Here is a 22,583-nt window from a genome sequence, read left to right as displayed (position 1 = left end):
TTGACATGCCGCCAATAGTGCGCCAGGCTGGTGCGCGGGGCCGGTGCGGTCCGGTCCTGGGTACGAGACGAAGGAAGTAACGATGGCGCGCGCCGCGTGGAGCGACGATGAGGTCGAGGCCGTCCGGGATCTGGCGACGACCTTCTTCGAGAAGGAAGTCCTGCCGAACGAGGAGAAGTTCGTCGCGCAGGGGCATCCGGACCGCGAACTGTACAACCGGGCTGGTGAGCTGGGTCTGCTGTGCGCCGCGATTCCGTCCGAATACGGCGGCGGCGGTGGCACTTTCGCGCACGAGGCGGCGTTGATCGAGGCGCAGTCCTATGCCGGTGACGGCTCATTGGGTATGCCGGTGCATTCGTCGATCATCGCGCCCTACATTCATCATTTCGGGACCGAGGACCTCAAGCGGCGGGTGCTGCCGAAGGCGGCCAGTGGTGAGATGGTGCTGTCGATCGGCATGACCGAGCCGGGCACGGGGTCGGATCTGCAGAACATCAAGACCCGCGCGGTGCGCGAGGGCGACGAGTACGTGATCACCGGGTCGAAGATCTTCATCTCCAACGGCTGGTTGTGCGACGGCATCATCATCGCGGCCAAGACCGACCCGACCAAGGGGGCGGCGGGTGTGTCGCTGATCTTCGCCGAGGTGAGCGACGAGACGCCCGGTTTCCGGCGCGGCCGGATCCTGAACAAGATCGGCGGCAAGGCGCAGGACACCGCCGAGTTGTTCTTCGACGGCTTGCGGGTGCCGACGTCGAATCTGCTGGGTGAGGCCGAGGGGCAGGGCTTCTATCAGATGATGCAGCTGCTGGCGCAGGAGCGGCTGGTGACGGCGATCATGGCGGTGGCGATGATGGAGCGGGCGGTGGAGTTGACCGTCGAGTACACCAAGGGTCGTGAGGCTTTCGGCAAGCCGCTGTTCGCGATGCAGAACACGAAGTTCGAGCTGGCGGAGTGCGCGACGATCGCGCGGGTGAGCCGGACGTTCCTCGACGATGCGATCGGCAAGCATCTGCGTGGTGAGCTGGACATTCCCACCGCTGCGATGTCGAAGTACTGGCTTACCGACCAGTTGGGTATTGTGGTGGACCGCTGTCTGCAACTGTTCGGTGGTTATGGATACATGACGGAGTACCCCATTTCCCAGCTGTACACCGGTGCGCGCGTGCTGCGCATCCTCGCCGGTTCCAACGAGGTGATGAAGGATCTCATTGCCCGCTCACTCTGACACCACGACCCAGCCGGTGCCGGCCGATGCCGATTCGGCTCGGCGGCGCCGGCTGGAGCCGGACGAACGGCGCGCCCAGATTCTGGCCTGCGCCATCGAAATGTTCGGCGAACGCCCCTACGCGGCGGTGTCGACCGCTGAACTCGCGCAGCGCGCCGGGGTGGCGCGCGGGCTGATCAATCACTATTTCGGCAACAAGCGCGATCTGTACCTGGCGGTGGTGCGGCGGATGGTGACGTTGCCGCGCGCCGATTACATGGTGATGCCCACCGGTACGCCGCGTGAGCGGGTGGATGCGAGTGTGTCGTGGCTGTTGGACACGATCAGCGGGTTGGGCAGTACCTGGGTGAAGGTGACCGGGCACGAGGGGATCGGGGACGATCCGGAGGTGCAGCGCATTCTGGACGAGGCCGACGACGCGGCGGCCGACCGGTTGTTGGAGATGGTGGGCCTGTCCGGGTCGGCGCGCGACGACGAGTTGCGGGCCCTGGTCCGCGCCTACAGCGGTATGGTGAAAACTGCTGGGCGCGAATGGATTACGCGCCGCAGCTTGAATCGTGAGCAGGTGCATCATCTGCTCGCGGATGTGCTGATGGCGTTGGTCGAGACCACGTTTCCGCGGATCGAGCAGTCCCGCTGACGGCGCCCGCGCCGGTGTGAGTCCTCAGCCGGGGGTGCGGGCGCGGCTGGGCTGGACGCGCGGTGGTTCGTTGGGCATCTTCGGGTAGTTCGGTGGCCAGGGTGCGTCGAGCAGGCCGGAATCGAAGTCGCGGCGCGACATTTCGAGCAGCGGCTGGATCGATTGCGGGGTGCGGTCGGCCCAGGGGTCGCCGGATGCGGCGAGTCGTTCGGGGACCGTGGCGATGGTGAGTTCGTCGGGGACGATCGCATCGAGTGCGTCCCAGGCGATGGGGGTCGAGACCTGGGCGCCGACCTTGGGTCGCACGCACCAGGCGCCGAACACGGTCTTGTGTGGTGCGTTCTGGTTGTAGTCGATGAAGACGCGTTGTCCGCGTTCCTCTTTCCACCAGTTGGCGGTGATCAGGTCGGGGTGGCGGCGTTCGAGTTCGCGGGCCATGGCGACCGCGGCGGCACGGACCTGGTAGCCGTCCCAGACGGGTTCGAGGACGGCGTAGATGTGCAGCCCGCGGGATCCGGAGGTTTTGACGCGGGCGTCGATGCCGAGTTCGGCGAGCAGTTCACGGGTGAGGACGGCGACGTGGCGCAGGTCGTCGAAGCCGATGCCGGGGGAGGGGTCGAGGTCGATGCGCAGTTCGTCGCTGATGTCGAGGTCGCCGATCTCGCCTTCGGTGCGGGCCGGGACTCCGCCTGCGGGAACGTGATTGGGCCAGACGTGGAAGCCGAGGCAGCCGAGGTTGACCGCCCACAGGATGTGGGCGAGGTCGGCGGCGACCAGGGCGTCGCTGGCGGTGCCGTTGGGTGTGGAGACCTGCACGGTCTGCAACCAGTCGGGGACCGATTTCGGGACGCGTTTCTGGAACCAGGATTTGCCGCCGGCGCCGTCGGGATAGCGTTCGAGCAGCACCGGGCGGTTGCCGATGGTGCGCAGCAGAGGTTGGGCCACGGCCTGGTAGTAGCGGACGAGGTCGAGTTTGGTTTCGCCGCGTTTGTTGAAGTAGATCTTGTCGGGGTTGCTGATGCGGACGGTCACGCCGTCGGTGTCGATGTCGATGGCTTCGCTCACGGCTGGGCCTGCGCTTTCGCGGCGGTGAAGATGTCGGCGAGTTCGGCGGGCGCGACCTCTTCGAGTTGGGCGTAGGTGCACGATTGCGGGGTGCGGTCGTCGCGGAAGCGGACCAGGCGCCCGCCGTGGCGTAATCGCCCGGCCATGAGGTGCTCGTAGCGGACCTCGGCGACCAGTTCGGGCCGCAGGGGTTCCCAGGACAGGTCCTTGCCGCCGGTCCAGCGGCTGATGCCGCCGGGCATCTTGCCTTCGGCCTTGGCTTGGGCGGCGGCGTCGGCCCAGGTGCGCCAGGGGTGGTTGTCGAGTGCGCCGTCGCGCAGCGGCGCCAGTTCGTCGACGAGTTGCCGGCGGCGGGCGGCGGTGAAGCTGCTGGCGACGCCGACGTGGTGCAGGTTGCCGTCCTCGTCGTAGAGGCCCAGCAGCAGGGAGCCGACGCCCTCGCCGTCCTTGTGCCAGCGGAATCCGGCGACGACGCAGTCGGCGGTGCGTTCGTGTTTGACCTTGACCATGACGCGTTTGTCCTGCATGTAGGGCAGGTCGCGGGATTTGACCATCACGCCGTCGAAGCCGGCGCCCTCGAATCGGGTGAACCAGTCCTGGGCGGTGTCGGGGTCGGAGGTGATGGGCGTGAGGTGGATGCCCTCGTGCGGGGTGTCGAGGATCGATTCCAGCAGGTTCCGGCGTTCGTGGAAGGGCCGGGTGGTCAGGTCGTCGTCGCCGAGGGCGAGCAGATCGAAGGCGACGAAACTGGCGGGTGTTTCGACGCTGAGTTTGTTCACTCGGGAGGCCGCGGGGTGCAGCCGGTTCTGCAGGACGTCGAAATCGAGGCCGTGTTCGGTGACGACGACGATTTCACCGTCGAGGACGCAGCGCGGGGGCAGCGCCGCGTCGAGCAGCCGCGCCACTTCCGGAAAATAGCGGGTGAGTGGCCGGTCGTTGCGGGAACCGAGTTCGATATCGGTGCCGTCGCGAAAGACGATGCATCGGAACCCGTCCCATTTGGGCTCGTAGAGGAACATGTCCTCACGAGGCAGGGCGCCGGCGGATTTGGCCAGCATCGGTTTCACCGGCGGCATGACGGGCAGGTCCACGCGATCCTCCTCGGGTCGGTCTCACCCATGCCGACGGTGCGGGCGGGAGAAATTCATCGCCCGCATCGTCGTCATGATCGTAGGCCGAGAGCCGCCGCCCGCGGTCGCGGGACATTCGCCCGTGCCGGTCAGTTCTCCAGCCAGCCGTGCTGGTCGGCGAATTCGGCGAGCCGGTCGCGGATGGTGATGATCTCGCCGGCGGTGAGGGCGGGGCTGGCGTCGAGCAGCAGTTCGGTGATCAGCCGTTTGTGTTCGGCGGCGGTGAGCTGGCCGGAGCCGCGGCCGCGATGCCGTGGTGGCGCGGGTGCGCCGCCGACCGCGGTCAGGTTGACCGCCTTGGGTCCTCGATCACCCTCGGTGACCTCGAATTCGAATACTCGCCCCTGCCGCAGTTCGTCCTCGTCCAATCCGATGTCGTTCACATGAACGAATACGTCCGGCCCGCCGTCTTCGGGACGGATGAATCCGAATCCCCGAGAACTGTCGAAGGACACCAATTTCCCGATCGACACCTACACCTGCTCCTCATAGCCGTCCGTGTGCGGTCACTCTATCGGTGCCCCGGAGTGGTTGTCGGTGGAAAGAGCCTTTTGCAGGGAGTTGAATACCGTCAACCCCTGCCCGACCATTCCGTTGACCAATTCGCCGACACCGTCGGGTCCGTTGAGGACGGTCAGATTGGCGTTGGACAGGCCCAGCGCCGCCTGTTTGACGATTTCGGGCAGTTGCTCGATCAGCAACTGGTCCAACGCGATCCGGTTGTTGGAGGCCGCGGCCTCGGCCTGGATGCGGGTGCGGTCGGCCTCGGCCTGGGCGAGCACGCGTACGCGTTCGGCTTCGGCTTCGGCGGGTTTGACGACCTCGGCCTGCAGTTGCTGTTCGCGCAGTTGTGCTTCCTTGCGGGCGCGTTCGGCCTGGGCGGTGAGCACTTCCTGCAGGGCGATGGCTTCGGCGAGGGGGCCCGCCTGGCCGGCCTCGGCTTTGGCCTTGTCGATATCGCGCTGGTATTCGGCCTGCAGAATCGCTGTCTGGCGTTGATATTCGGCCTGTTTGCGCAGCGATTCCTGTTCGGCTTCGGCGGCGAGCTGGGCGGCGGCGGCCTGGGCGATCTGGGCGTCGCGCTGTACGGCGGCGTTGTGTGGTGCGGCGAGGGCGGCGATGTAGCCGAGTCCGCCGTCGTCGATGGACTGGATCTGGAACGAGTCGACCCACAGCCCGATGTTGCTCATCTCCACCTTGGAGGCGACCAGGACCTCGTCGGCGAGTTTCTGGCGTTCGCGGATGATCTCCTCGACGGTCATGGAACCGACGATGGAGCGTAGGTGGCCGGAGAAGATGCGCCCGGTCAGCACCGACATTTCGCGTTCCTGTTCGGACAGGAATCGCTGGGCGGCGTTGACCACGGACTGGGTGTCGTTGGCGACCTTGAAGGCGATGACCGCGCGCACGTCGAGCTGGATGGCTTGACGGGTGACGCAGCGTTCCTGGATCTCGGATTCGAACATCGCGAGCGACAGGTAGCTGACCTTGCGGAAGAACGGCATCACCCACGCGCCGTGGCCGGTGATGACGCGGAAGGGGGCGTTGTCCTTGGCGCGGCCGCCGCTGATCAGCATGGCCTCGTCGGGATCGGGCACGTGATAGCCCAGCACTGATGTCTCCCTTGTTATTTCGATATATCCCCACCCGGTGCGAAGTCCAGCGGGATCCACTCGACGACATCGACGATCCGGCCGGGATGCACCGCGACCACGAGTACGGTGGTGCCGGCGTCCAAGGGTTCGGTGGATCGCGCGATGTACAGCTCGGTGCCCCCTCTGATCGCGACCAGGACCTCCCCGAGCATGCCTGCGCCCCGGATCGGCGATGTGAGCCTACCGGTCGAACCGAGTACCGGGTCTTCTATCGCGGGGAACTCCTTGCCGGACAACGAATGAACGGGATGGGAACCAATGTAGTGCGGGCGCGCAGGGTGTGCGCGGGACGGCAAGACAACGGCAGGAACGGACGAATCGGGCGCGAAAAGTGGGAGGTTTCGATATGACCTCCCCTGGGAACCGGGTCTGGTCAAGCGATCGGTCACCTGGCAGGCTGAAGCGGTGACCTCTCCTCCGGATATTCCTGCGGCGACGTCGGATCCCGCGTCCGACTCACTCGATGCCGCCGTGTTCAAGGTAGCCGGTGTGGTCGTGCTCGGCGCGATCATGTCGATCCTGGACGTGACCGTCGTGACCGTCGCGCTGCCGACGTTCCAGCACGAATTCGACACCAGCTACGCCATCGCGGCCTGGACGATGACCGGCTACACCCTGGCCCTGGCCAGCGTGATCCCGCTGACCGGCTGGGCCGCCGACCGCTTCGGCACCAAACGTCTCTACATCCTGGCCCTGACGTTCTTCATCCTCGGCTCGGTGCTGTGCTCCACGGCCTGGAACATCGAGTCGCTCATCGCGTTCCGCGTCGTGCAGGGCCTCGGCGGCGGCATGCTGATGCCGCTGGGTATGACGATCATGACCCACGCGGCCGGACCGCAGCGGATCGGCCGGGTGATGGCGGTCCTGGGTGTGCCGATGCTGCTGGGCCCGATCCTCGGGCCGATTCTCGGTGGCTGGCTGATCGGCAGTTTCAGCTGGCACTGGATCTTCCTGATCAACCTGCCCGTCGGTGTGGTCGCGTTGATCCTGGCGGTCGTGGTCCTGCCGTCGGACCGGCCCGAACCCTCGGAATCGTTCGACTTCCTCGGGATGCTGCTCGCCTCACCGGGATTGGCGCTGTTCCTGTTCGGGGTGTCCTCGATTCCCGAACAGCACACGGTGGCCTCGGCGCGGGTGCTGGTGCCGGCCGCGATCGGCCTGGTGCTGATGGTCGGTTTCGTCTTCCACGCGTTGCGCACCGAACATCCGCTGATCGATCTGCATCTGTTCCGCAATCGCCAGCTGACCTTCGCCGTGCTGACCGCGGTGTTCTTCGCGGTGGCGTTCTTCGGTTCCGGTCTGCTGCTGCCCAGCTATCTGCAGCAGGTGCAGGGGAAGTCGACGCTGGTGACCGGATTGCTCATCGCGCCACAGGGTTTGGGTGCGATGCTCACCATGCCGATCGGCGGCAAACTGGTCGACAAGATCGGCCCAGGCAAGGTGGTGATGAGCGGTCTGGCCGTCATCGCGGTGAGCATGGTGTTCTTCACCCAGCTCACGGCCGATACGTCGCTGCCGTTGATGTGTGTGGCGCTGTTCGTGATGGGTCTGGGTATGGGCTGCACGATGATGCCGACCATGACCGCCGCGATCCAGACGCTGACCCACGCGCAGGTGGCGCGCGGTTCGACCTTGATGAACATCGTCAATCAGGCGGCCGGTTCGATCGGTACCGCGATCATGTCGGTGCTGCTGACCAACATGCTGGAGAACCGTCCGCTGGCACAGGCGGCGATCGGATCGCAGTTCGATCCGACCATCGCGCAGAAGCTGCCGCCCGAGCAGCTCGACACCGGATTCGATCAGGCCGCCACCGCCTACGCGCACACCTACATCGTCGCCCTGGTGCTGGTTCTGGTGACGCTGATCCCGGCGGCGTTCCTGCCGCGCTCCAAACCGAAACTGCCCCAGGAAGGTGCCGATGCGCCGGTGCTGATGGGGCACTGACCGCCGAGTGACCGTGCATCGGCTGCACGGACGCACCGCATGCCGTCCGGGCGTGACCTTCGGGTCCGCCCGGGCGGCATGCGGCATTTCATCGCCCTAGCCCGAGGCGCCGCATCGATCGCTGCTGCATAGCTGCCAACGTTCCGGTGACAGTTGGATCACGGTGGATGAACCCGTGGCGATTCGAGTTGTACTTTTAAATTCCCAGTTCAAATGCACTGACGAGCGGGTGAACGAAAGGGGCGGTCATGCCGTTGCGCAAGAGTTTGCTGGGATCGCGAACCGGGTCGATGGGAGCGAAAACCGTCACGACCGTTCGCGCATCACTGACCCCGGAAGCGTTGACCACCGGCGGCCTGCTGCTCACCGCCGCCGGACTGGCCCTGCTCGGACCCCTGCTCGCGGCGATGCTGATTCGCGCCAGTGGCGCGGGCCGCACCGACGCGGCGGCGACGACACCACTGGTGCTGGCGATGCTCGCCGTGATCGTCGCCGTGGCGAGCGGTTTCGCCCTGTTCGTCTCGGCGTGGCGGCGGGCCCACACCGCGGCGCCGGGACGCGTGCGCGGCGTGTCGGCGGTGCGGACCGAATCGGTGCGCTCCGACTTCGACGGTGGAGGTGGGCTATGAGTATCGCCGATATCGAACGGGTGCGGCCCGACCGGCTGCGGTGCCGGCAACTGCGGATGCTGGCCGTGGTCACGAACGAATCCGGCTGCCGCGACGCGACTCAGGTGCTGCTGGAGCGGGCGTATCGACGGTGGTCGGGGCGCCCGGACTGTGATCATTTTCCGCCCGTGCAGCGCTGGCGGGCGGTCGAGCCGGGGTATCTGGACGGCGCGGAGTTGCTGCCGGGCTCGCTGATCGGCGCGGCGGCGGCAGGGCATCGTCCGCGTATTCGCGATCTGTCGCTCGGGGTGCAGGCCGCGCTCGTGCTGCATTCGGGATGTCCGGCGCTGGTCGAGGAGACGGTGCTGCCGAGCGCGGGCCGCGGGGCGCTCGCGCAGGGGGCGCGGCGTGGTCTGTTCGTCTCCGTCTACGGGTTGCCCGAGGACGATATGACGCTGGCCGAAAGCGTGCTGGCCGGATACGCCCGGTTGGGTGCGCTGACGGTGGTGGAACGGTTTTCCCGGTGGCTACCCGGCAATGCCTCGCGTCCAACGGTATCGGTCCCCGCGCGCGCTGCGGGGACCGATCCGCGTGCCGTGGCGTGAACCGGTTCAGTTCGCCTGTGCCGGTTCGGGGTGCGGCGCCGGCTGCGCGGCGCGATGGCGCAGCAGCACCAGGCCCAGCAGCGCGGCCGCGAGGCTGAAACCGGCGCTGATCCACGCTCCGTAGGACATGGCCGTGGTGAACGCCGACTTCGCCGGTTCGCCGAAGCCGAGAGCGAACGCGTTGCCGATGTTCTCCCGCGCCGCCGCCGGGACGTCGGCCGGCATGTGCGAGGTGAACACGCCCGCCAGCACACTGCCCAGCACCGCGATGCTGACCGCCATACCCACCTGCTGGATGGTGTCGTTCATCGCCGAGCCGACGCCGGCGTGCTCGAGCGGGATCGCGCTCATGATCGCGGCATAGGCTGCGGGACCGGCCAAACCGCCACCGACGCCCATCACCAGCATCGAGGTGAGCACCCACGCGTAGCTGTCGGCGTTGGCGAGGATGACGAACGCCCCGGCCATCACCGCCAAGCCCGCGACGATGAGGGTCTTGTTGCTCAGCTTCTTGCCGAGGGTGGCGCCCAGTCCGTTGCACACCGTCGCGGCCACGGCGTAGGGCAGCAGCGCCAGCCCGGCTTTCATCGGGCCGTATCCGAGGACGAACTGCAGGTACTGGGTGAGCATCAGCATCACCGCGCCCATGCCGAACACCATCAGCAGCAGTGTCAGGCAGGTGCCGGTGAAGTCACGATTGCGGAACACCGCCAGCGGCAGCATCGGATGCGGCGAGCGGTACTCCCAGTAGGTGAATCCGGCCGCGGTCACCACCGCGAGCGCGATGACGGGGATGTTCCATTCGCGTTCGATGATCACGTAGACGGTCGCGGTGAGCGCCGCGATCGACAGCAGCACGCCGACGAGGTCGACGGGGCGTTGCTGTCCATAGGTTTCGGGCATCAGCACCACCGCGGCGATGATGGCGACGATCGCGACGGGGATGTTGAGCAGGAACACCGACCCCCACCAGAAGTGCTGCAACAGAAAGCCGCCCAGGGTGGGGCCGAGCACGATGCCGACCATCGACACCGTCGACCAGCCGGCCATCGCCTTGCGGCGTTCGTCCTCCTCGAAGGTAGTCATCAGGATCGACAGGGTCGAGGGCATGAGCAGCGACCCGCCCACACCCATCGCGGCGCGAGCGGCGATTACCTGCCACGGTTCGCTGGCCAGGACCGCCAGCAGTGAGGCCGCGCCGAACACCGCGAGTCCGGTGATGAGCATGCGGCGGCGGCCGAACCGGTCGGACAGGCTGCCGGCGGTGAGCAGGAGTCCGGCGAAGACCAGGACGTAGGCGTCGAGGATCCACTGGATGTCGGACGGGCTCGCGCCCAGTTCCCGGATCAGTGACGGGATGGCCAGGTTGAGGACGGTGCCGTCGATCATCAGCACCAGCAGGGACAGGCAGAGCACACCCAGGATCCACCAGCGGCGGGGATCGCGCGAGGGCGTCTCGGCGGATTCTCGTACAGTGTTCGATTCCACTCGAGCAGCGTACGATAAACTCGAACAGTGTGCGAGGCAATTACAGTGGTGCCGTGACCAAACCGTTCAGCTCGGTGTGGACGCGGCAGGCCCGCCCGCCCAAAAGGTCGGGGCTGACCCGCGATCAGATCGTGGCGGCCACTGTGGAACTGCTCGACGCCGACGGCCTCGACGCGCTGAGCATGCGCAAACTCGGCGCGCGCCTCAACGCCGGCGCGACCAGCCTCTACTGGTACGTGGCCAACAAGGACGAGCTCCTGGAATTGGCGCTCGACGAGGTGTGGGGCCTGGTCGAGACACCCGATCCCGACCACGCGAACTGGCGGGAGGTGTTCACCACCTTCGCCTACAGCCTGCGCGCCACCATCCGATCGCATCCGTGGGCGGCGAGCCTGCTGGGACAGTTGCCCAGCGTCGGCCCGAACGCCTTCGCGCTCACCGACCGGTTGCGCCGCACCTGCCTGCGGGCCGGATTCGCCGGCACCGACGTCTACCTGGCCACCGCCCTGGTGATGAGTTTCATTCTGGGACAGGTGATTCCGGAATTGACCTACCGCAAGGCCGTCGGCGGCGAGGTCGACCACCAATCGGTGCTCGCCTCGATGGACCAGCTGGCCGCGGACTATCCGCAACTGCGCGCCGACTACCGCGACGCGCTACCGCAGGATCCGGAAGTGGCGCGGGCGCTGGCGTTCGACTTCGGGCTGGTCTGCGTCCTGGACGGGATGGCCGCGCGCCTGGGTGAGCCGCCCACGGCCGATCCGGGCCGCCCCGGTACCCCACGCCCCCGTACCCCACCGCAGGAGGAGCCGGACGCGTCGCCGCACCCCGCAACTCAGCGGCGCACCCGGTAACGCAGGTGAGTGACCCGGCTACCCGCCACGACAACCGGATCCTCCAGCAGATGCGGTGCGGCGCCGAGATGATCGAACATCGGTGTGCCGCCGCCGAGCAGCACCGGCACCAGATCGATCCAGATCTCGTCGAGCAGTCCGGCGTCGAGCGCCTGGCGGGCCATCGAGCCGCCGTTGACGCCCACCGCCCGGTCGCCGGCGAGCACCGCCGCGCGCTCGATCGCGGCCTCGATGCCGTCGGTGACGAAGGTGAACGGCGCCCCGGGATGCGAGTCGATCCACTGCTGCGGAATGCGGTGGGTGACAACGACTATCGGCCGGTCGAACGGGTGGATCCCGCCCCAGCCGTCGGTGAGGTCGAACAGCCGGCGCCCGACCACGAACACACCGACCGCGTCGAGATAGGCCGCGACATGGTCGTGGTCGACCTCGGTCATCGAGAATCGCAACTCCGGATGGGTACTCGGGTAGGCGTGGTCACCGGCCTCGTACCACGCGAACAGATGCTCGAATCCGGATTCCTCCGGCCCGGCGATATATCCGTCGAGCGACATACTCGCTCCGCACACCACTGCCGCCATCTCGTCGCTCCTTCGACTCTCCTGCACGGGCTCTCACGGAGACAGACGAGCGCCGCCGCCGGAATTCATCGGCCCGGGGCCGCAAGTCAGTCGCGATACATCGACCGATACGCCCCGATCACCGCGACCAGATGGTCCACCACCTGATCGCGGTCGGCGCGCAGCGAGCCGTTGAGCCAGGCCGCGAACAGTCCGGCATTGCCCGAGGCCATGGTGACCGCGGCCATCCGCCGCCGCATCGGATCATCGATATCGGTGAACAGATGATCCTGGATGAGCCGGGTGAACGTCGGCATCACCGCGATCGTGGTCTGGCCCAAACCGGTGCTCGAATACGGTTCGACCAGGAACAGCCGCGATTTGCGGGGATCGGCGAGCACCTTGTCGACCAGCACCCTGGCCAGTTCGCGGTCGCGGTCGGGATCGGCGGCCGCGGCGAAGGAGGTCATCGGTTCGCGGAAGTCGTCGGCGACCTGCCGGTAGAGCACGTCCAGCAGATCGTCGCGGCCGGTGAAACTTTCGTAGAAGTAGCGGTCGGTGAGCCCCGCGCGCCGGCACACCGCGCGCATGGTGACCGCACCCGCCCCGGCCTCGCCGATCAGGTCCAACGCGGCCTCCAGCAACGCGGTCCGGCGCGCCTCGCGGCGCTCGGTGAGCGTGGTACCACCCCAGATGCGGGTGTCGTTGTCGGCGGAGTCCTGACCTGTGCGCACGTTACCGAGCGTAACGGGTGGGTTCAGCCCAGGATTTCGTCGACATAACACCAGCGCCATTTCTCGCCGGGCTCCACACTGCGCATCACCGGATGCGCCGAGGCGTGGAAGTGCTTGGTGGCGTGGTTGCCGACCGAGGAATCACAGCAGGCGATATGCCCACAGGTCAGGCACATGCGCAGATGCACCCACGTCAGCCCCTCGGCGACGCATTCGGAACAGCAGTCGGGATGGTCGGGGGTATGGGTGTGCGGGGCGGCGACGAGGTGCTCGCAGCCGCCGGAGACCGGGGCCGACAGGGGAGCGGCGGCCTCGTCGTCGTCGGCCTCGCTGATCCGGTCGATCGTGGACTCCTCCAGATCGATCGCGGTCATCACCTGTTCGAGGACCTCGTGGTCGATCCCGCCGCCGTCGCGGGCGCGCAGCACCGCCTCGCGTTCGGCGTGCAGCATCACCAGCCGCAGCCGCCGGTATTCGCCGCTGGGAGTGACGCGCACCGATTCCGCGCGCCCGAGCTGTTCCCACGCCGCGTGGCTGCGCCGCGCCACCCGGTCGCGCAGGCTCGCCACCACCTCGGGCGGGGTTTCGGGGGCGACCGCCTCGTCGAGGGCCTCGAGTCCGGCGGTGGTGGCCTGCTGCAGCAGTGCGGCCTCCTGCAGCGCGTCCTCGGCGCGGCTGGGACCGCGCAGTTGCAGCACCCGCACCAGCGCCGGCAGCGAAATACCCTGCAGCAGAAGCGTTCCGCCGACCACGACGAGGGCCAGCAGTTTCAGCGTCGCCAGCTGCGGGGTGTCGTCGGGCAGCAGGGTGGCCGCGGCGAGGGTGACCACGCCGCGCATCCCGGCCCACGCCACCACCGCCGGACCGGTCCAGGTGGGTTTGGGTTTGCCGCGGGGGCGGCTCTCGACGAACCAGGAGAAGTAGGTGGCGGGAAAGACCCAGATCGGTCGCACCACGATGACGGTGACCAGCACGGCGACCGCGGTGAACACGATGGTGGCGTGGTCGAGTCCGCTGTTCCAGGCGTCGTCGACGATATGGCGGACCTGCAGGCCGATCAGCAGGAAGACCGCGCTCTCCAGCAGGAATTGGATGGTGCGCCAGTTCGTGCGTTCGGCCACGCGGGAGGCCGCCGACTGCCACACCGGGGCGCCCTGGCCGAGGATCAGCCCGCACACCACCACCGCGATCACACCGGAGGCGTGGGCGGCCTCGGCGGGCAGATACGCCGCGAACGGCGCCAGCAACGAGATGCCGGTGTCGAGCACCGGATCGGTGATGCGGCGGCGCACCAGCACCAGCACCGCGGCCGCGGCGATGCCGATGACCGCGCCGCCGGCGGCCGCGTAGACGAAGTCGCCGCCGGCCTGCCACACACTGAAACTGCCCGCCATCGCGGCGATCGCGGTGCGCAACGCGACCAGTGCGGTGGCGTCGTTGAACAGCGATTCGCCCTCGAGCAGGGTGACGATGCGCCGCGGCATCCCGACCCGGCGGGCCACCGCGATGGCGGCCACCGCATCCGGCGGCGCGACGATCGCGCCGAGTGCGACCGCGGCCGCGAACGGCACCGGCAGCAACTGCCACACCACCGCCGCGGCCGCGAAGGTGGTGGCCAGCACGAGACCCACCGACAGCAGGGTGATCGACACCTTCTTCGGTTTGAATTCCAGCAGTGAGGTGCTGATCGAGGCCGTGTACAGCAGCGGTGGCAGCAGACCCAGCAGCACCCATTCGGGATCGATGTCGATCTGCGGGACGAACGGCAGGTAGGAGGCGACGACTCCGGCGACGGTGAGCAGCAGTGGTTCGGCCATGCCGATGCGGCGGGCCAGCGCCGCCAGCGCGACCGCCACGGCGAGCACGGCCACAACCCCGAACGCGATATGCACCCGCTCATCGTGCCAGTCGATGCTGGTAGCTCGCGCAACCGGGCACCGCGGCCGGACCGGGCGCGGCACGGCCGGGCGGCGCGCGGAGGCGACGATCCGCATACTGGACACGATGAATGCGCTGCGGACCGGGATGTCGTCGGGACCGATCGTGCGCGGCCGGCCGCGGCGTACGGAATTGATGTTGTGTACCGCGGCGGTGGTCGTGGTGGGTATCGCGGCGTGGATCATGTCCGCGGCCGCCGGTGGTGACGACGGCCGATCACTGCAGTGGTCGTTGCTGGTGTTCGCGGCGCTGACGCTGCTGGCGCACCTGGCGGTGCGGCAGTTCGCCGCGCACGCCGATCCGGTGATCCTGCCGTGCGTGGTGTTGCTCAACGGGCTCGGGCTGGTTCTGATCGACCGGCTCGACCGGGCCGAGGCCGCGAGCGCCGCCGCCGAGGGGGTGGCCGCGCCGTCGTCGGATGCCGCGCACCAATTGATCTGGACCGCAGCGGGTATCGCGTTGTTCGCGCTGGTGCTGGTGGTGGTGCGCAACCATACGCAGCCGGCCCGCTACGCCTACACGTGCGGGCTGGCCGGTGTGGTGGCGTTGCTGATCCCGGCGGTGCTGCCCGCGCGCTTCAGCGAGGTCAACGGCGGCAAGAGCTGGATCCTGTTCTCCGGGTTCTCGATTCAGCCCGGTGAATTCGCCAAGGTGCTGCTGCTGATCTTCGTGGCGGCGTTCCTGGTCGCCAACCGGGACCTGTTCGGCGCGGCCGGGCGGCGGGTGCTGGGTTTCACGGCGCCGCGGCTGCGCGATCTGGGGCCGCTGCTGGTGGTGACGTTCGTGTCGGTGCTGGTGCTGGTGTACGAAAAGAATCTGGGTTTCTCGCTGCTGGTGTTCGGCACGGTGCTGGCGATGGTGTACATCGCGACCGGGCGGGCGTCGTGGCTGCTGATCGGGGTGGCGATGTTCGCGGTCGGCGCAGTGGTCGCCTATCACCTGTTCGCGCACGTGCGGGTGCGGGTGCGGGTCTGGGAGGATCCGATGGCCACCTACTACACCAACGGCTATCAGATCGCGCAGGGATTGTTCGGGCTGGGAACCGGCGGGCTGTGGGGGACAGGGCTCGGGGCGGGCCGGCCGCAGGAGGTGCCGTTCGCCAAAACCGACTTCATCATCTCCACCATCGGCGAGGAATTGGGGTTGTTCGGGCTGACGGCGGTGATCCTGCTGTTCGGGGTGATCACCGTGCGCGGTTTCGCCGCGGCCCTGGCCACGCGTGACGCGTTCGGGAAACTGCTCGGCGGCGGGCTCGCCTTCTCGGTGGGCTGGCAGCTGTTCGTGGTGATCGGCGGGGTGACCAAGCTGATTCCGCTGACCGGCCTCACCACGCCGTTCATGTCCTACGGCGGATCGTCGCTGCTGGCCAACTATGTGATCGTGGCACTGCTGATCCGCATCTCCCACGACGCCCGCACCCAGGCCGCGCCGGCCTCGCCCCCACCGGCGCCGATCGCCGAGGCCATGACCGAACACATCCGCCGGCCGCGCCCGCGATGAAAGCCGTTGCGCGGCAACGTGCGCCCACCCAGCCGTCGGCGCTCGAGGTGAGCAGTTGCACCAGACCCGATTCCGGAAGCCGGTGGGCGAGCGCGACCGTGTCGGCGCGGGCCGGGAAATCGGGAATCAGCTACCCGCGCCGTCTCGGCGCCGGGCGGCAGCACACCGTGGCGATAGTGCAAGGCGGTCACACCGTCGAGATGCGCCAGGGCCGACACCCCGATCTCGTGTGGTACCAGCACCGTCACCGCCATACCGAACCACGGTAGCCGTGCACACCGCCCTGGTCGCGCGCGTGCACGGGCGATGGCGGTGTGAAGGCGGTGTGTCGGCAGTGTCCGGACGCCGAAGCTCAGATCGCCGGCGGCGCCGCGTTTTCCAGGCCGAACCCGGCGTCGCGCCAGGCGACGATGCCGCCCGCCAGACTTGCCGCATCGTAGCCCGCGCGGGCGGCCGCGGCGGCGAAGCGGCGCGACAGATCACCCACGGGGCAGACGAAAACCAGTGGGCGCGAGCGGGAGAACGGCACGCCGTGGGCGAACATGTCGTCGAGTTGGTCGTCGCGAATGTTGATCGCGCCCGGGATGTGCCCGATCCGATAAGCCATCGCACCGCGGGTGTCGACGATCGTCGGGCGGGCGGTGGCGTCGAGGTCGCGCAACTCGTGCGGCGACAGTTCGCGGACGGCACCGAGTTCCGTGTCGGTGGGTGCGGGCACGACGGAACCCGTGCGGCCGAACAGGTCCGGGCGCCGCTTCTTGATGTAGGACAGATACGGTTCGATGCGGTCGCACACGATCAGCACCGCCACGACCGGAGTCGGACGCGGCGGCAGGTCGCGCAACACGTCCAGCGCGGCGGCGTATCCGGCGCCGCTGGTGGGGCCGGCGAGAATGCCGTAACCGGTGGCCAATTCGAGGGTGGCCTCGATCGCCCGGGCCGCGTCGATCGTCACGATCCGGTCGTAGAACTCCGGCTGGAACAACCCCACATCCCACATCTCGGTCTCCGACCGGATACCGGGAATGAAGTCGCCGCGTTGCGACACCACCGCGATCGTGCGCAGCTCGGGATGATGTTTGCGCAGATAGGTGGCGGTGCCGCGGGTGGATCCGGTGGTGCCGAGTCCGCCGATGAGGTAGTCGGCGCCCACGCCGGCGGCGGCAAGGTCCTCGTGGATCTCGCGTCCGGTGCCGTGGTAGTGGGCGTCGACGTTCTTCTCGTTGGTGTACTGCGACGGATGATGGTAGGCGCCGGGGTTTTTCGCCATCGTCGTCTCGATCACCGAGTACACGTCGTTGGGGGTGGTCGGATCCGGGCATTCCGACAGCCCCGGCAGCTCCTCGATCCGCGTGCCGAACAGGTGCAGCAGATCACGCACCTCGTCGACCTTGATCCGGTTGGTCACCGCGTGCAGGCCCACACCGTGGCGGGCGCCCAGCAGCCGCAGTGCCTTGGCGGTGTTGCCGCTGGAGGCCTCGATGAGTGTCTGCCCGCGGGCGGTGATCTCGTCGAGTTCGTCGCGGATCATGCCCCAGGCGACGCGGTCCTTCACCGAACCGAACGGGTTGTAGAACTCGAGCTTGGCATACAGTTCCACCCCGGGCAGCCGGTGCACGGCCGGATCCAGCCGCAGCAGCGGCGTATCGCCGATCAGGTCGGTGATGTCGTCGTAGCGCATCACGACCTCCCGGGGCGGTAGTCGGCGTCGGGCACCACGTCGAAGTCGTTGTCGTGGTAGGCGACGGCCAGTTTCGGTGGCAGTGGATGCATCGATGCGCGCGCTGCCGACAGATCCATGTGATAGGCGCCGGTATTCGGGAAGACCAGCAGATCACCGGGCTGCGGCAGGCGCGGCAACCACACCTTGTGATTGCTGATCAGATCGCGTTCCAGACACAGATGCCCGCCGATGTACACCCCGACCGGACCACCGGGATCGTCGGCGGCGCGGTCCGCGGATTCGGGTCCGGGCAGCAGCAGCGGATCCACCATCACCTCCTGATCGGCGGGCGTGATCGTGTCACGCCCGATGTCGACGGTCACCACGATGCTGCCGTCGACTGTGCGCTTGACGAATTCCACGCCCGCCACCGTGATTCCGGCATGATCGGCCAGCGCCTTACCCGGTTCGCACCACAGTTCCAGCAGGTTGTCGGCGAGTACCCGCGCCAGCGGTTGCCCGCCGTGCGCGGGCAGGGGTGCGGCGAGCAGGTCGTCGAGCATCCGCGGGCCGGACATCGTGTTGGCGTATTTGTGGAAGATCGGGATGCCGTGGGCGCCGGTGTCGTCGACGGTGTAGCCGAAGGTATTGCCCGCCCAGCTCATCGGCTCGCCCCGCCCGACCAGCGATTCCCGCAGAGCCAGCGTGTACTGGTCGAAGCGATCGGCGTCGGCGGTGAACACTTGGCGGAACCCGCCGCCGATGTCGAGCACCGTGGGGGCGAGGCCGTGGGCGTAGGCGCGTTCGATCCAGCCCAGGCACGCCTCCACCGCGCGCACCCGTTCACCGATATCGCCGGAATCGAGATGAAAAGCGAAACCGCGCAGGAGGATTCGATCCCGGCACTGGGTCAGCAGCGTCAGTTGTTCGGCTACCTCACCGGGGCCGCTGCCGAACCTGCTCACCGGCACCTGTCCGCCGGGGCCGGGGAATCCGCTCAGCCGCAACAGCACCGGGATCGGCGCCGACGGGTCGGCCAGAGCCGTCAGCTCGCGCAGCTCCCACGGATTGTCCACGTTCACCGTCACACCGGATCCGGCGAGTGCGTTCAGCAGCCGCCTGCCCTTCGGCCCGGTCACCTCGATGTCGGCGGGTTCGAATCCCACGTCGCGGGCCGCGGTGAGCTCTTGGGCGGAGGCCACATCGACACCGATTCCGGCGCGGAGCGCGGTCGCCAGCAGCGCTCGGGAATGGTTCACCTTGTGCGCGTAGCAGATTCGATGGCGCAGCCCATGCCGCACCGCGACGGCTCGGAGCTGTCGCAGATTGTCGAGGTAGACCTGCGGAAACAGCAGATGCGCCGGCGTGCCGAAGCGGGCGACGGCCGCGGTGAGCGCGTGCGGGCAGTCGAGATAGGCGCGGACCAGGGGATGCAGCAGCGCCGGTAACCCGGGCGGTGCGCTCATTCGGCCGGGCCCGGGGCCGCGAGGGTCGGGTTGTAACCGCTGTCGCGCAGCGCTTCGAAGGCCCGGTGCCGGTTGCGGGCGCTGCGGAATTCGGCACGCACCATCTTGCTGATCAGATCGATCTCGTGCACCGCGATCTGCATCGATTCCAGCACGCCGCCGATGGTGCGCACACAATGTTTGCAGTTCATATCCGGCACATAGAACAGGTGGCCGGCCGTGCCCGCGAGATCGCCGGTGGCATCCGGTGTGTCGATGATGTCGAGCCCGGACACAGTCCGGGTGAACAGGTCGACGAACCGATCGACCACCTCGGGCAGCAGACTGTAGTGTTCGCCGTCGATGCGATGCGGCATCGCCGCCAGGCACGACGGGCGCGCCCCCGGCGGCAGCAGCGCGTATTGGCGTGAGATCAGGTCGAGTTCGTCGTGATATTTGCCGATCGCCGCCTCCACCGACAGGCCCTCCTCGGTCGTGGCGCGCCGCATCACGGTGTGAGCGTCGTGGATGGTGGCGTCCTTCATCGCGCGCAGGGTGGCGATCGTGTCGGCGGTGTAGCGGACGGTGCCGTCGCGCTGGGTGTCGAAGGCGGCCGCGATCATGCCGCGCCGATAGGTGGAGGCCTGCTGCTCCCAGTACCAGCGGGTCGCGACCGCGGCGAAGATGCCGGAATCGCGCAGCCCACAAGCGAATTCGGCGGCGGTCCGATACGGTGTGGACTCGGCCAGCAGTGCGTGCTGCGCCAATGCCCGGCCGGTCGCTTCGATGCCCACACGCAGAATGTCGATCGGATCCTGATCGGTCGTCGTCGCGCCCAGAACCGCGCGGTCGTGCGGGGTGAGCGCCGCGATCCGTTCGGCCAGCGCGGTATCCGCCTCGAGGCTCTGCCACAGGGCGAGCACGGTTTCGCGGACCGCGACCGGCACGATCGGCCCGAGACCGCCGGTACGGACGTGGCCGGTGTTGGGGATGCCGTCGCTGTCGGTCCACACCACCCGATGGGTGGCGCTGGTGACCTGATCGGCGCGGCACGGACGCATGAACGACTCCAGATACAGCCGCTGCGACAGCGTCAGATGGCTTCCCGGTTCGGGCCGCAACGGTGTGCGGGTGACCGCTACGGTGCGCGCCGCGGTGGGTGTGGCGGCGGTGAACAGGCCGGGACGGGCCAGTTCGGCGATGATCCGGGACGCGGTGCGGCGATCGTAATCCGATGCGCTGCCCTCCGGTGCCGTGTCCACAGTGGCCCCGGAGTCCGGGCCGGGATCGGCGGTGGAGACGGTGGCTGCGGCGGGTTCGCGGCGTGTGGTCATCGGACCTCCGTGGCGATGGTGGTGAGGCAACCGAGGAACCGGTCGATCTCCTCGGCCGTGGTGTAGACATGGGTACTCACGCGCACCGAATCCGCTTCTGCCGCAACCACTTCGGCGTCCCCATCGGCCGCGCCGGAGGGGACGCAGTGTGCGCCGGTGCGCACGAGGAATCCCAGTTCCGAGAGCACGAAGCCGAGGTCGGTGGCGGTGATGCCGTCGAGGGTGAACGACACGATGCCGTATCCGGTGTCGCACGGGGCGTGTGCGGGGCCGGGCAGCAGGCGCAGACCGGGCAGTGCGCGCATGCCGTCGACCAGGCGGCGGGTCAGCATCCGGTTGTGCTGTTCGACGGTGTCGATACCGATCGCGTCGAGTACCCGCAGGGCGGCGCCCAGGGCCAGGATGCCGGGGATGTTGTGGGTTCCGCCCTCCAGGCGATGCGGCATCCGCGTCGGCAGCAGCGCCGAATCCCGCACGCTCACACCGGAGTTGCCGCCCGGCAGGAACGGGCCCAGCTGGTCGTGGACGCGGCGGTGGCAGAACAGCACCCCCGTCCCGGGCGCGGCGAACATCTTGTGCGCCGACAGCACCGCGAAATCCGCGCCCAGCTCACGCACGTCGACCGGGATGTGCCCGCCGCTCTGGCTGCAGTCGAAACACACCGCCACCCGTGGGTCGAGGCGGCCGCGCAACTCCTCGAGGGTGTTGCGGGCACCGTAGACGTGGTGGAGGTGGCTGACGGTCAGCAGCCGGGTGCGCGGCCCGAGTTTGGCGGCGATGTCGTCGATATCGGCCTCGCCCAGCGCGGTGGTCCGGTAGGGGACCAGCCGCACCCGGCGGCCGAAATGGGCCAGGGTCGCTCGCAACTGCAGCCACGGATACACGTTGGATGCGTGATCGCTTGGGCTGTAGAGGATTTCGTCGCCGTCGGTGAGGGTGGTCAACCCCCAGGCGAGCGCGACCGCGTTGAGGCCGGCCGTCGCGCCCGCGGTGAACACCACCTCGTCGGGTTCGGCGTGCAGGAATCGGGCGGTATCGGCGCGGACCTGTTCGATCGCGCGGGTCAGTGTCGTCGCCCACGGATAGGTGCCGCGTCCGGAATTGGCGGTGTGGCGGCGGTGATAGCCCTCGATCGCCTCGATCACCGGCAGCGGTTTCTGCGTGGTTGCGGCGCTGTCCAGATAGACGGGGCCGTCGTCGGTGAGCGCGGGGAAGAGGTCGCGAACGGCTCCCGGGTCGCGCGCCGCGGCGATATGGGCATGCGCCGGGCCGCAACGCTCGCACACAGGGGGCGAAGGGATCCGGGCGCTGGTGTGCGTGGGAGTGTGCGCGGAGGCCGGGGCGCTCGCCGGGTGGGCGTGCGCGGGCCGAGGGGTCGGCGACCGCAACGTGACGCTCCCTTCGGCTCGTACGCTGGCGACCATATCCACGATACCTATCGCCACGCCGGCCTTCGAACCCGATCGCGGACAACGCATTTCACCGGTCGATCGTCCAGGAGCGTGGAAGGTGATCGGAGCGGACGCGTTTCGCGGTCAGTTACCGGCCGGATCGGGGCCGCCGGGATTGCACATCGCCTGGACGGTGGCCTGGTAGCCGACGGCCGGGCGCCACGGTTCCAGATTCCAGCTCGGCTTGTTCGGTGCGACCATTCGCGCCCACACCCAATGACATTCGAATTGGTCGTACATACCCGGCGAATCGGCGTCGGAGGAGTCGGCGAGCACCTCCGACCAGGCGCGGTCCAGGGCGGCGGGGAACTGGTCGGCGCGGCCGGCGGCGGTCGGGTAGACGTGCAGGCGGCGGCCGTCGGAATCGTCGGTCCATTCGGTGTGATCGATCAGCGGGCTGCCGGCGAAGGGATCGGTGGTGGGTTCGGTGGTCGGCGCGACGCCGGTCGGGCCGGTCGGCGCCTCGGAGGTGAGCGTGGCGGCCGTGGTGGTTGCGGGCGCGGCGGATTCGGTGCTCGCGGAGTCGTCGCTGCCGCATCCGGCCACCGCGAGCACGGCCGAGACCACCGCGGCCGCCGTGGCCCACCGCGACCCGCGACCGGGTGCTCGTCGCGCCCGCGACCTCATTCGCGTCCCTTTCGACGTCGCGATCCACCGTCGCCGCTCACGCTACCCGCCACGCCCGGGCGTACCGGAATCGGCGGGGCGGGTGCGCCCGTGTCGCCCGAATACCGCCGG

21 protein-coding genes are annotated in these 22,583 nt (G+C 68.2%); 7 read left to right on the top strand and 14 right to left on the bottom strand.

The features are described from left to right. The first annotated feature begins 82 nt into the window (after positions 1-82). Positions 83-1,228, top strand: coding sequence for an acyl-CoA dehydrogenase family protein (locus tag NK1_RS28725; RefSeq protein ID WP_063013728.1), 1,146 nt, complete (start codon positions 83-85; stop codon positions 1,226-1,228). Beyond that, the gene (locus tag NK1_RS28720) at positions 1,212-1,868 is read left to right on the top strand and encodes a TetR/AcrR family transcriptional regulator (RefSeq protein WP_063013727.1); all 657 of its coding nucleotides are present in this window, start codon (positions 1,212-1,214) and stop codon (positions 1,866-1,868) included. The genes NK1_RS28725 and NK1_RS28720 overlap by 17 nt, the downstream gene beginning before the upstream one ends. A gap of 24 nt (positions 1,869-1,892) precedes the next feature. On the opposite strand, the gene NK1_RS28715 is transcribed toward NK1_RS28720, so the two are convergent. The 5 genes from NK1_RS28715 to NK1_RS36395 all read right to left on the bottom strand — a co-directional run bounded on the left by NK1_RS28715 (position 1,893) and on the right by NK1_RS36395 (position 6,230). Continuing rightward, on the bottom strand, positions 1,893-2,933 hold the full coding sequence (locus tag NK1_RS28715) for a DNA polymerase domain-containing protein (protein WP_063013725.1): 1,041 nt from the start codon (positions 2,931-2,933) through the stop codon (positions 1,893-1,895). Beyond that, the gene (locus NK1_RS28710) at positions 2,930-4,024 is read right to left on the bottom strand and encodes an ATP-dependent DNA ligase (RefSeq protein WP_218023187.1); all 1,095 of its coding nucleotides are present in this window, start codon (positions 4,022-4,024) and stop codon (positions 2,930-2,932) included. The genes NK1_RS28715 and NK1_RS28710 overlap by 4 nt, the downstream gene beginning before the upstream one ends. A gap of 128 nt (positions 4,025-4,152) precedes the next feature. Beyond that, complete coding sequence (locus NK1_RS28705; protein WP_036501111.1) at positions 4,153-4,536, bottom strand: cold-shock protein; 384 nt, start codon at positions 4,534-4,536, stop codon at positions 4,153-4,155. A 33-nt stretch (positions 4,537-4,569) separates the two neighbouring features. Next, positions 4,570-5,676, bottom strand: coding sequence for an SPFH domain-containing protein (locus NK1_RS28700; RefSeq protein ID WP_062996262.1), 1,107 nt, complete (start codon positions 5,674-5,676; stop codon positions 4,570-4,572). A 14-nt stretch (positions 5,677-5,690) separates the two neighbouring features. Beyond that, positions 5,691-6,230: an NfeD C-terminal domain-containing protein gene (locus NK1_RS36395; RefSeq protein ID WP_501193607.1), complete on the bottom strand. Its 540-nt coding sequence runs from the start codon at positions 6,228-6,230 to the stop codon at positions 5,691-5,693. Here NK1_RS36395 and NK1_RS28690 point away from each other — a divergent pair. The 3 genes from NK1_RS28690 to NK1_RS28680 all read left to right on the top strand — a co-directional run bounded on the left by NK1_RS28690 (position 6,124) and on the right by NK1_RS28680 (position 8,878). Then, complete coding sequence (locus NK1_RS28690) at positions 6,124-7,665, top strand: DHA2 family efflux MFS transporter permease subunit (protein ID WP_063013723.1); 1,542 nt, start codon at positions 6,124-6,126, stop codon at positions 7,663-7,665. The two genes, NK1_RS36395 and NK1_RS28690, sit on opposite strands and share 107 nt — an antisense overlap. 248 nt (positions 7,666-7,913) lie before the next feature. Next, positions 7,914-8,294 carry a hypothetical protein gene (locus NK1_RS28685; RefSeq protein ID WP_063013721.1) on the top strand — a complete coding sequence of 127 codons (381 nt, stop codon included), beginning with the start codon at positions 7,914-7,916 and terminating at the stop codon, positions 8,292-8,294. After that, a complete protein-coding gene (locus NK1_RS28680; RefSeq protein ID WP_063013719.1) occupies positions 8,291-8,878 on the top strand; it encodes a hypothetical protein in 588 nt (195 codons plus the stop codon). The genes NK1_RS28685 and NK1_RS28680 overlap by 4 nt, the downstream gene beginning before the upstream one ends. Before the next feature lie 6 nt (positions 8,879-8,884). On the opposite strand, the gene NK1_RS28675 is transcribed toward NK1_RS28680, so the two are convergent. Further along, positions 8,885-10,366 carry an MFS transporter gene (locus tag NK1_RS28675; protein ID WP_063013717.1) on the bottom strand — a complete coding sequence of 494 codons (1,482 nt, stop codon included), beginning with the start codon at positions 10,364-10,366 and terminating at the stop codon, positions 8,885-8,887. Between the two features lie 53 nt (positions 10,367-10,419). On the opposite strand from NK1_RS28675, the gene NK1_RS28670 reads away from it, so the two are divergent. Then, on the top strand, positions 10,420-11,220 hold the full coding sequence (locus tag NK1_RS28670; protein WP_084461710.1) for a TetR/AcrR family transcriptional regulator: 801 nt from the start codon (positions 10,420-10,422) through the stop codon (positions 11,218-11,220). Here NK1_RS28670 and NK1_RS28665 read toward each other — a convergent pair. From NK1_RS28665 to NK1_RS28655, 3 genes are all read right to left on the bottom strand, one after another. After that, the gene (locus tag NK1_RS28665; protein ID WP_063013715.1) at positions 11,202-11,801 is read right to left on the bottom strand and encodes a dihydrofolate reductase family protein; all 600 of its coding nucleotides are present in this window, start codon (positions 11,799-11,801) and stop codon (positions 11,202-11,204) included. The two genes, NK1_RS28670 and NK1_RS28665, sit on opposite strands and share 19 nt — an antisense overlap. Positions 11,802-11,887: 86 nt before the next feature. After that, complete coding sequence (locus tag NK1_RS28660) at positions 11,888-12,514, bottom strand: TetR/AcrR family transcriptional regulator (RefSeq protein WP_051042413.1); 627 nt, start codon at positions 12,512-12,514, stop codon at positions 11,888-11,890. A 23-nt stretch (positions 12,515-12,537) separates the two neighbouring features. Then, complete coding sequence (locus NK1_RS28655; protein ID WP_063013778.1) at positions 12,538-14,406, bottom strand: Na+/H+ antiporter; 1,869 nt, start codon at positions 14,404-14,406, stop codon at positions 12,538-12,540. Positions 14,407-14,518: 112 nt separating this feature from the next. Between NK1_RS28655 and NK1_RS28650 the strand changes: the two genes are divergently transcribed. Continuing rightward, positions 14,519-15,952 (top strand): FtsW/RodA/SpoVE family cell cycle protein, encoded by a 1,434-nt coding sequence (locus NK1_RS28650; protein WP_063013713.1) that lies wholly within the window; start codon positions 14,519-14,521, stop codon positions 15,950-15,952. A gap of 352 nt (positions 15,953-16,304) precedes the next feature. On the opposite strand, the gene NK1_RS28645 is transcribed toward NK1_RS28650, so the two are convergent. From NK1_RS28645 to NK1_RS28625, 5 genes are all read right to left on the bottom strand, one after another. Further along, the gene (locus tag NK1_RS28645; protein ID WP_063013711.1) at positions 16,305-17,633 is read right to left on the bottom strand and encodes a pyridoxal-phosphate dependent enzyme; all 1,329 of its coding nucleotides are present in this window, start codon (positions 17,631-17,633) and stop codon (positions 16,305-16,307) included. Then, positions 17,633-19,081: a type III PLP-dependent enzyme domain-containing protein gene (locus tag NK1_RS28640; RefSeq protein WP_063013709.1), complete on the bottom strand. Its 1,449-nt coding sequence runs from the start codon at positions 19,079-19,081 to the stop codon at positions 17,633-17,635. Before NK1_RS28640 ends, NK1_RS28645 begins: the two co-directional genes overlap by 1 nt. Beyond that, the gene (locus NK1_RS28635) at positions 19,078-20,394 is read right to left on the bottom strand and encodes a heavy-metal-associated domain-containing protein (protein WP_245660900.1); all 1,317 of its coding nucleotides are present in this window, start codon (positions 20,392-20,394) and stop codon (positions 19,078-19,080) included. The genes NK1_RS28640 and NK1_RS28635 overlap by 4 nt, the downstream gene beginning before the upstream one ends. Then, positions 20,391-21,680, bottom strand: a complete 1,290-nt coding sequence (locus tag NK1_RS28630; protein ID WP_063906133.1) for an aminotransferase class V-fold PLP-dependent enzyme — start codon at positions 21,678-21,680, stop codon at positions 20,391-20,393. Before NK1_RS28630 ends, NK1_RS28635 begins: the two co-directional genes overlap by 4 nt. A 249-nt stretch (positions 21,681-21,929) precedes the next feature. Then, a complete protein-coding gene (locus NK1_RS28625; RefSeq protein ID WP_245660898.1) occupies positions 21,930-22,412 on the bottom strand; it encodes a DUF2599 domain-containing protein in 483 nt (160 codons plus the stop codon). Positions 22,413-22,583: the final 171 nt, after the last annotated feature.

The organism is Nocardia kruczakiae NBRC 101016, assembly GCF_001612965.1.
Classification (GTDB): Bacteria; Actinomycetota; Actinomycetes; order Mycobacteriales; family Mycobacteriaceae; genus Nocardia; species Nocardia kruczakiae.
The sequence above is the reverse complement of the archived record's forward strand: the minus strand, read 5'-3'. Positions and strand labels throughout refer to the sequence as shown.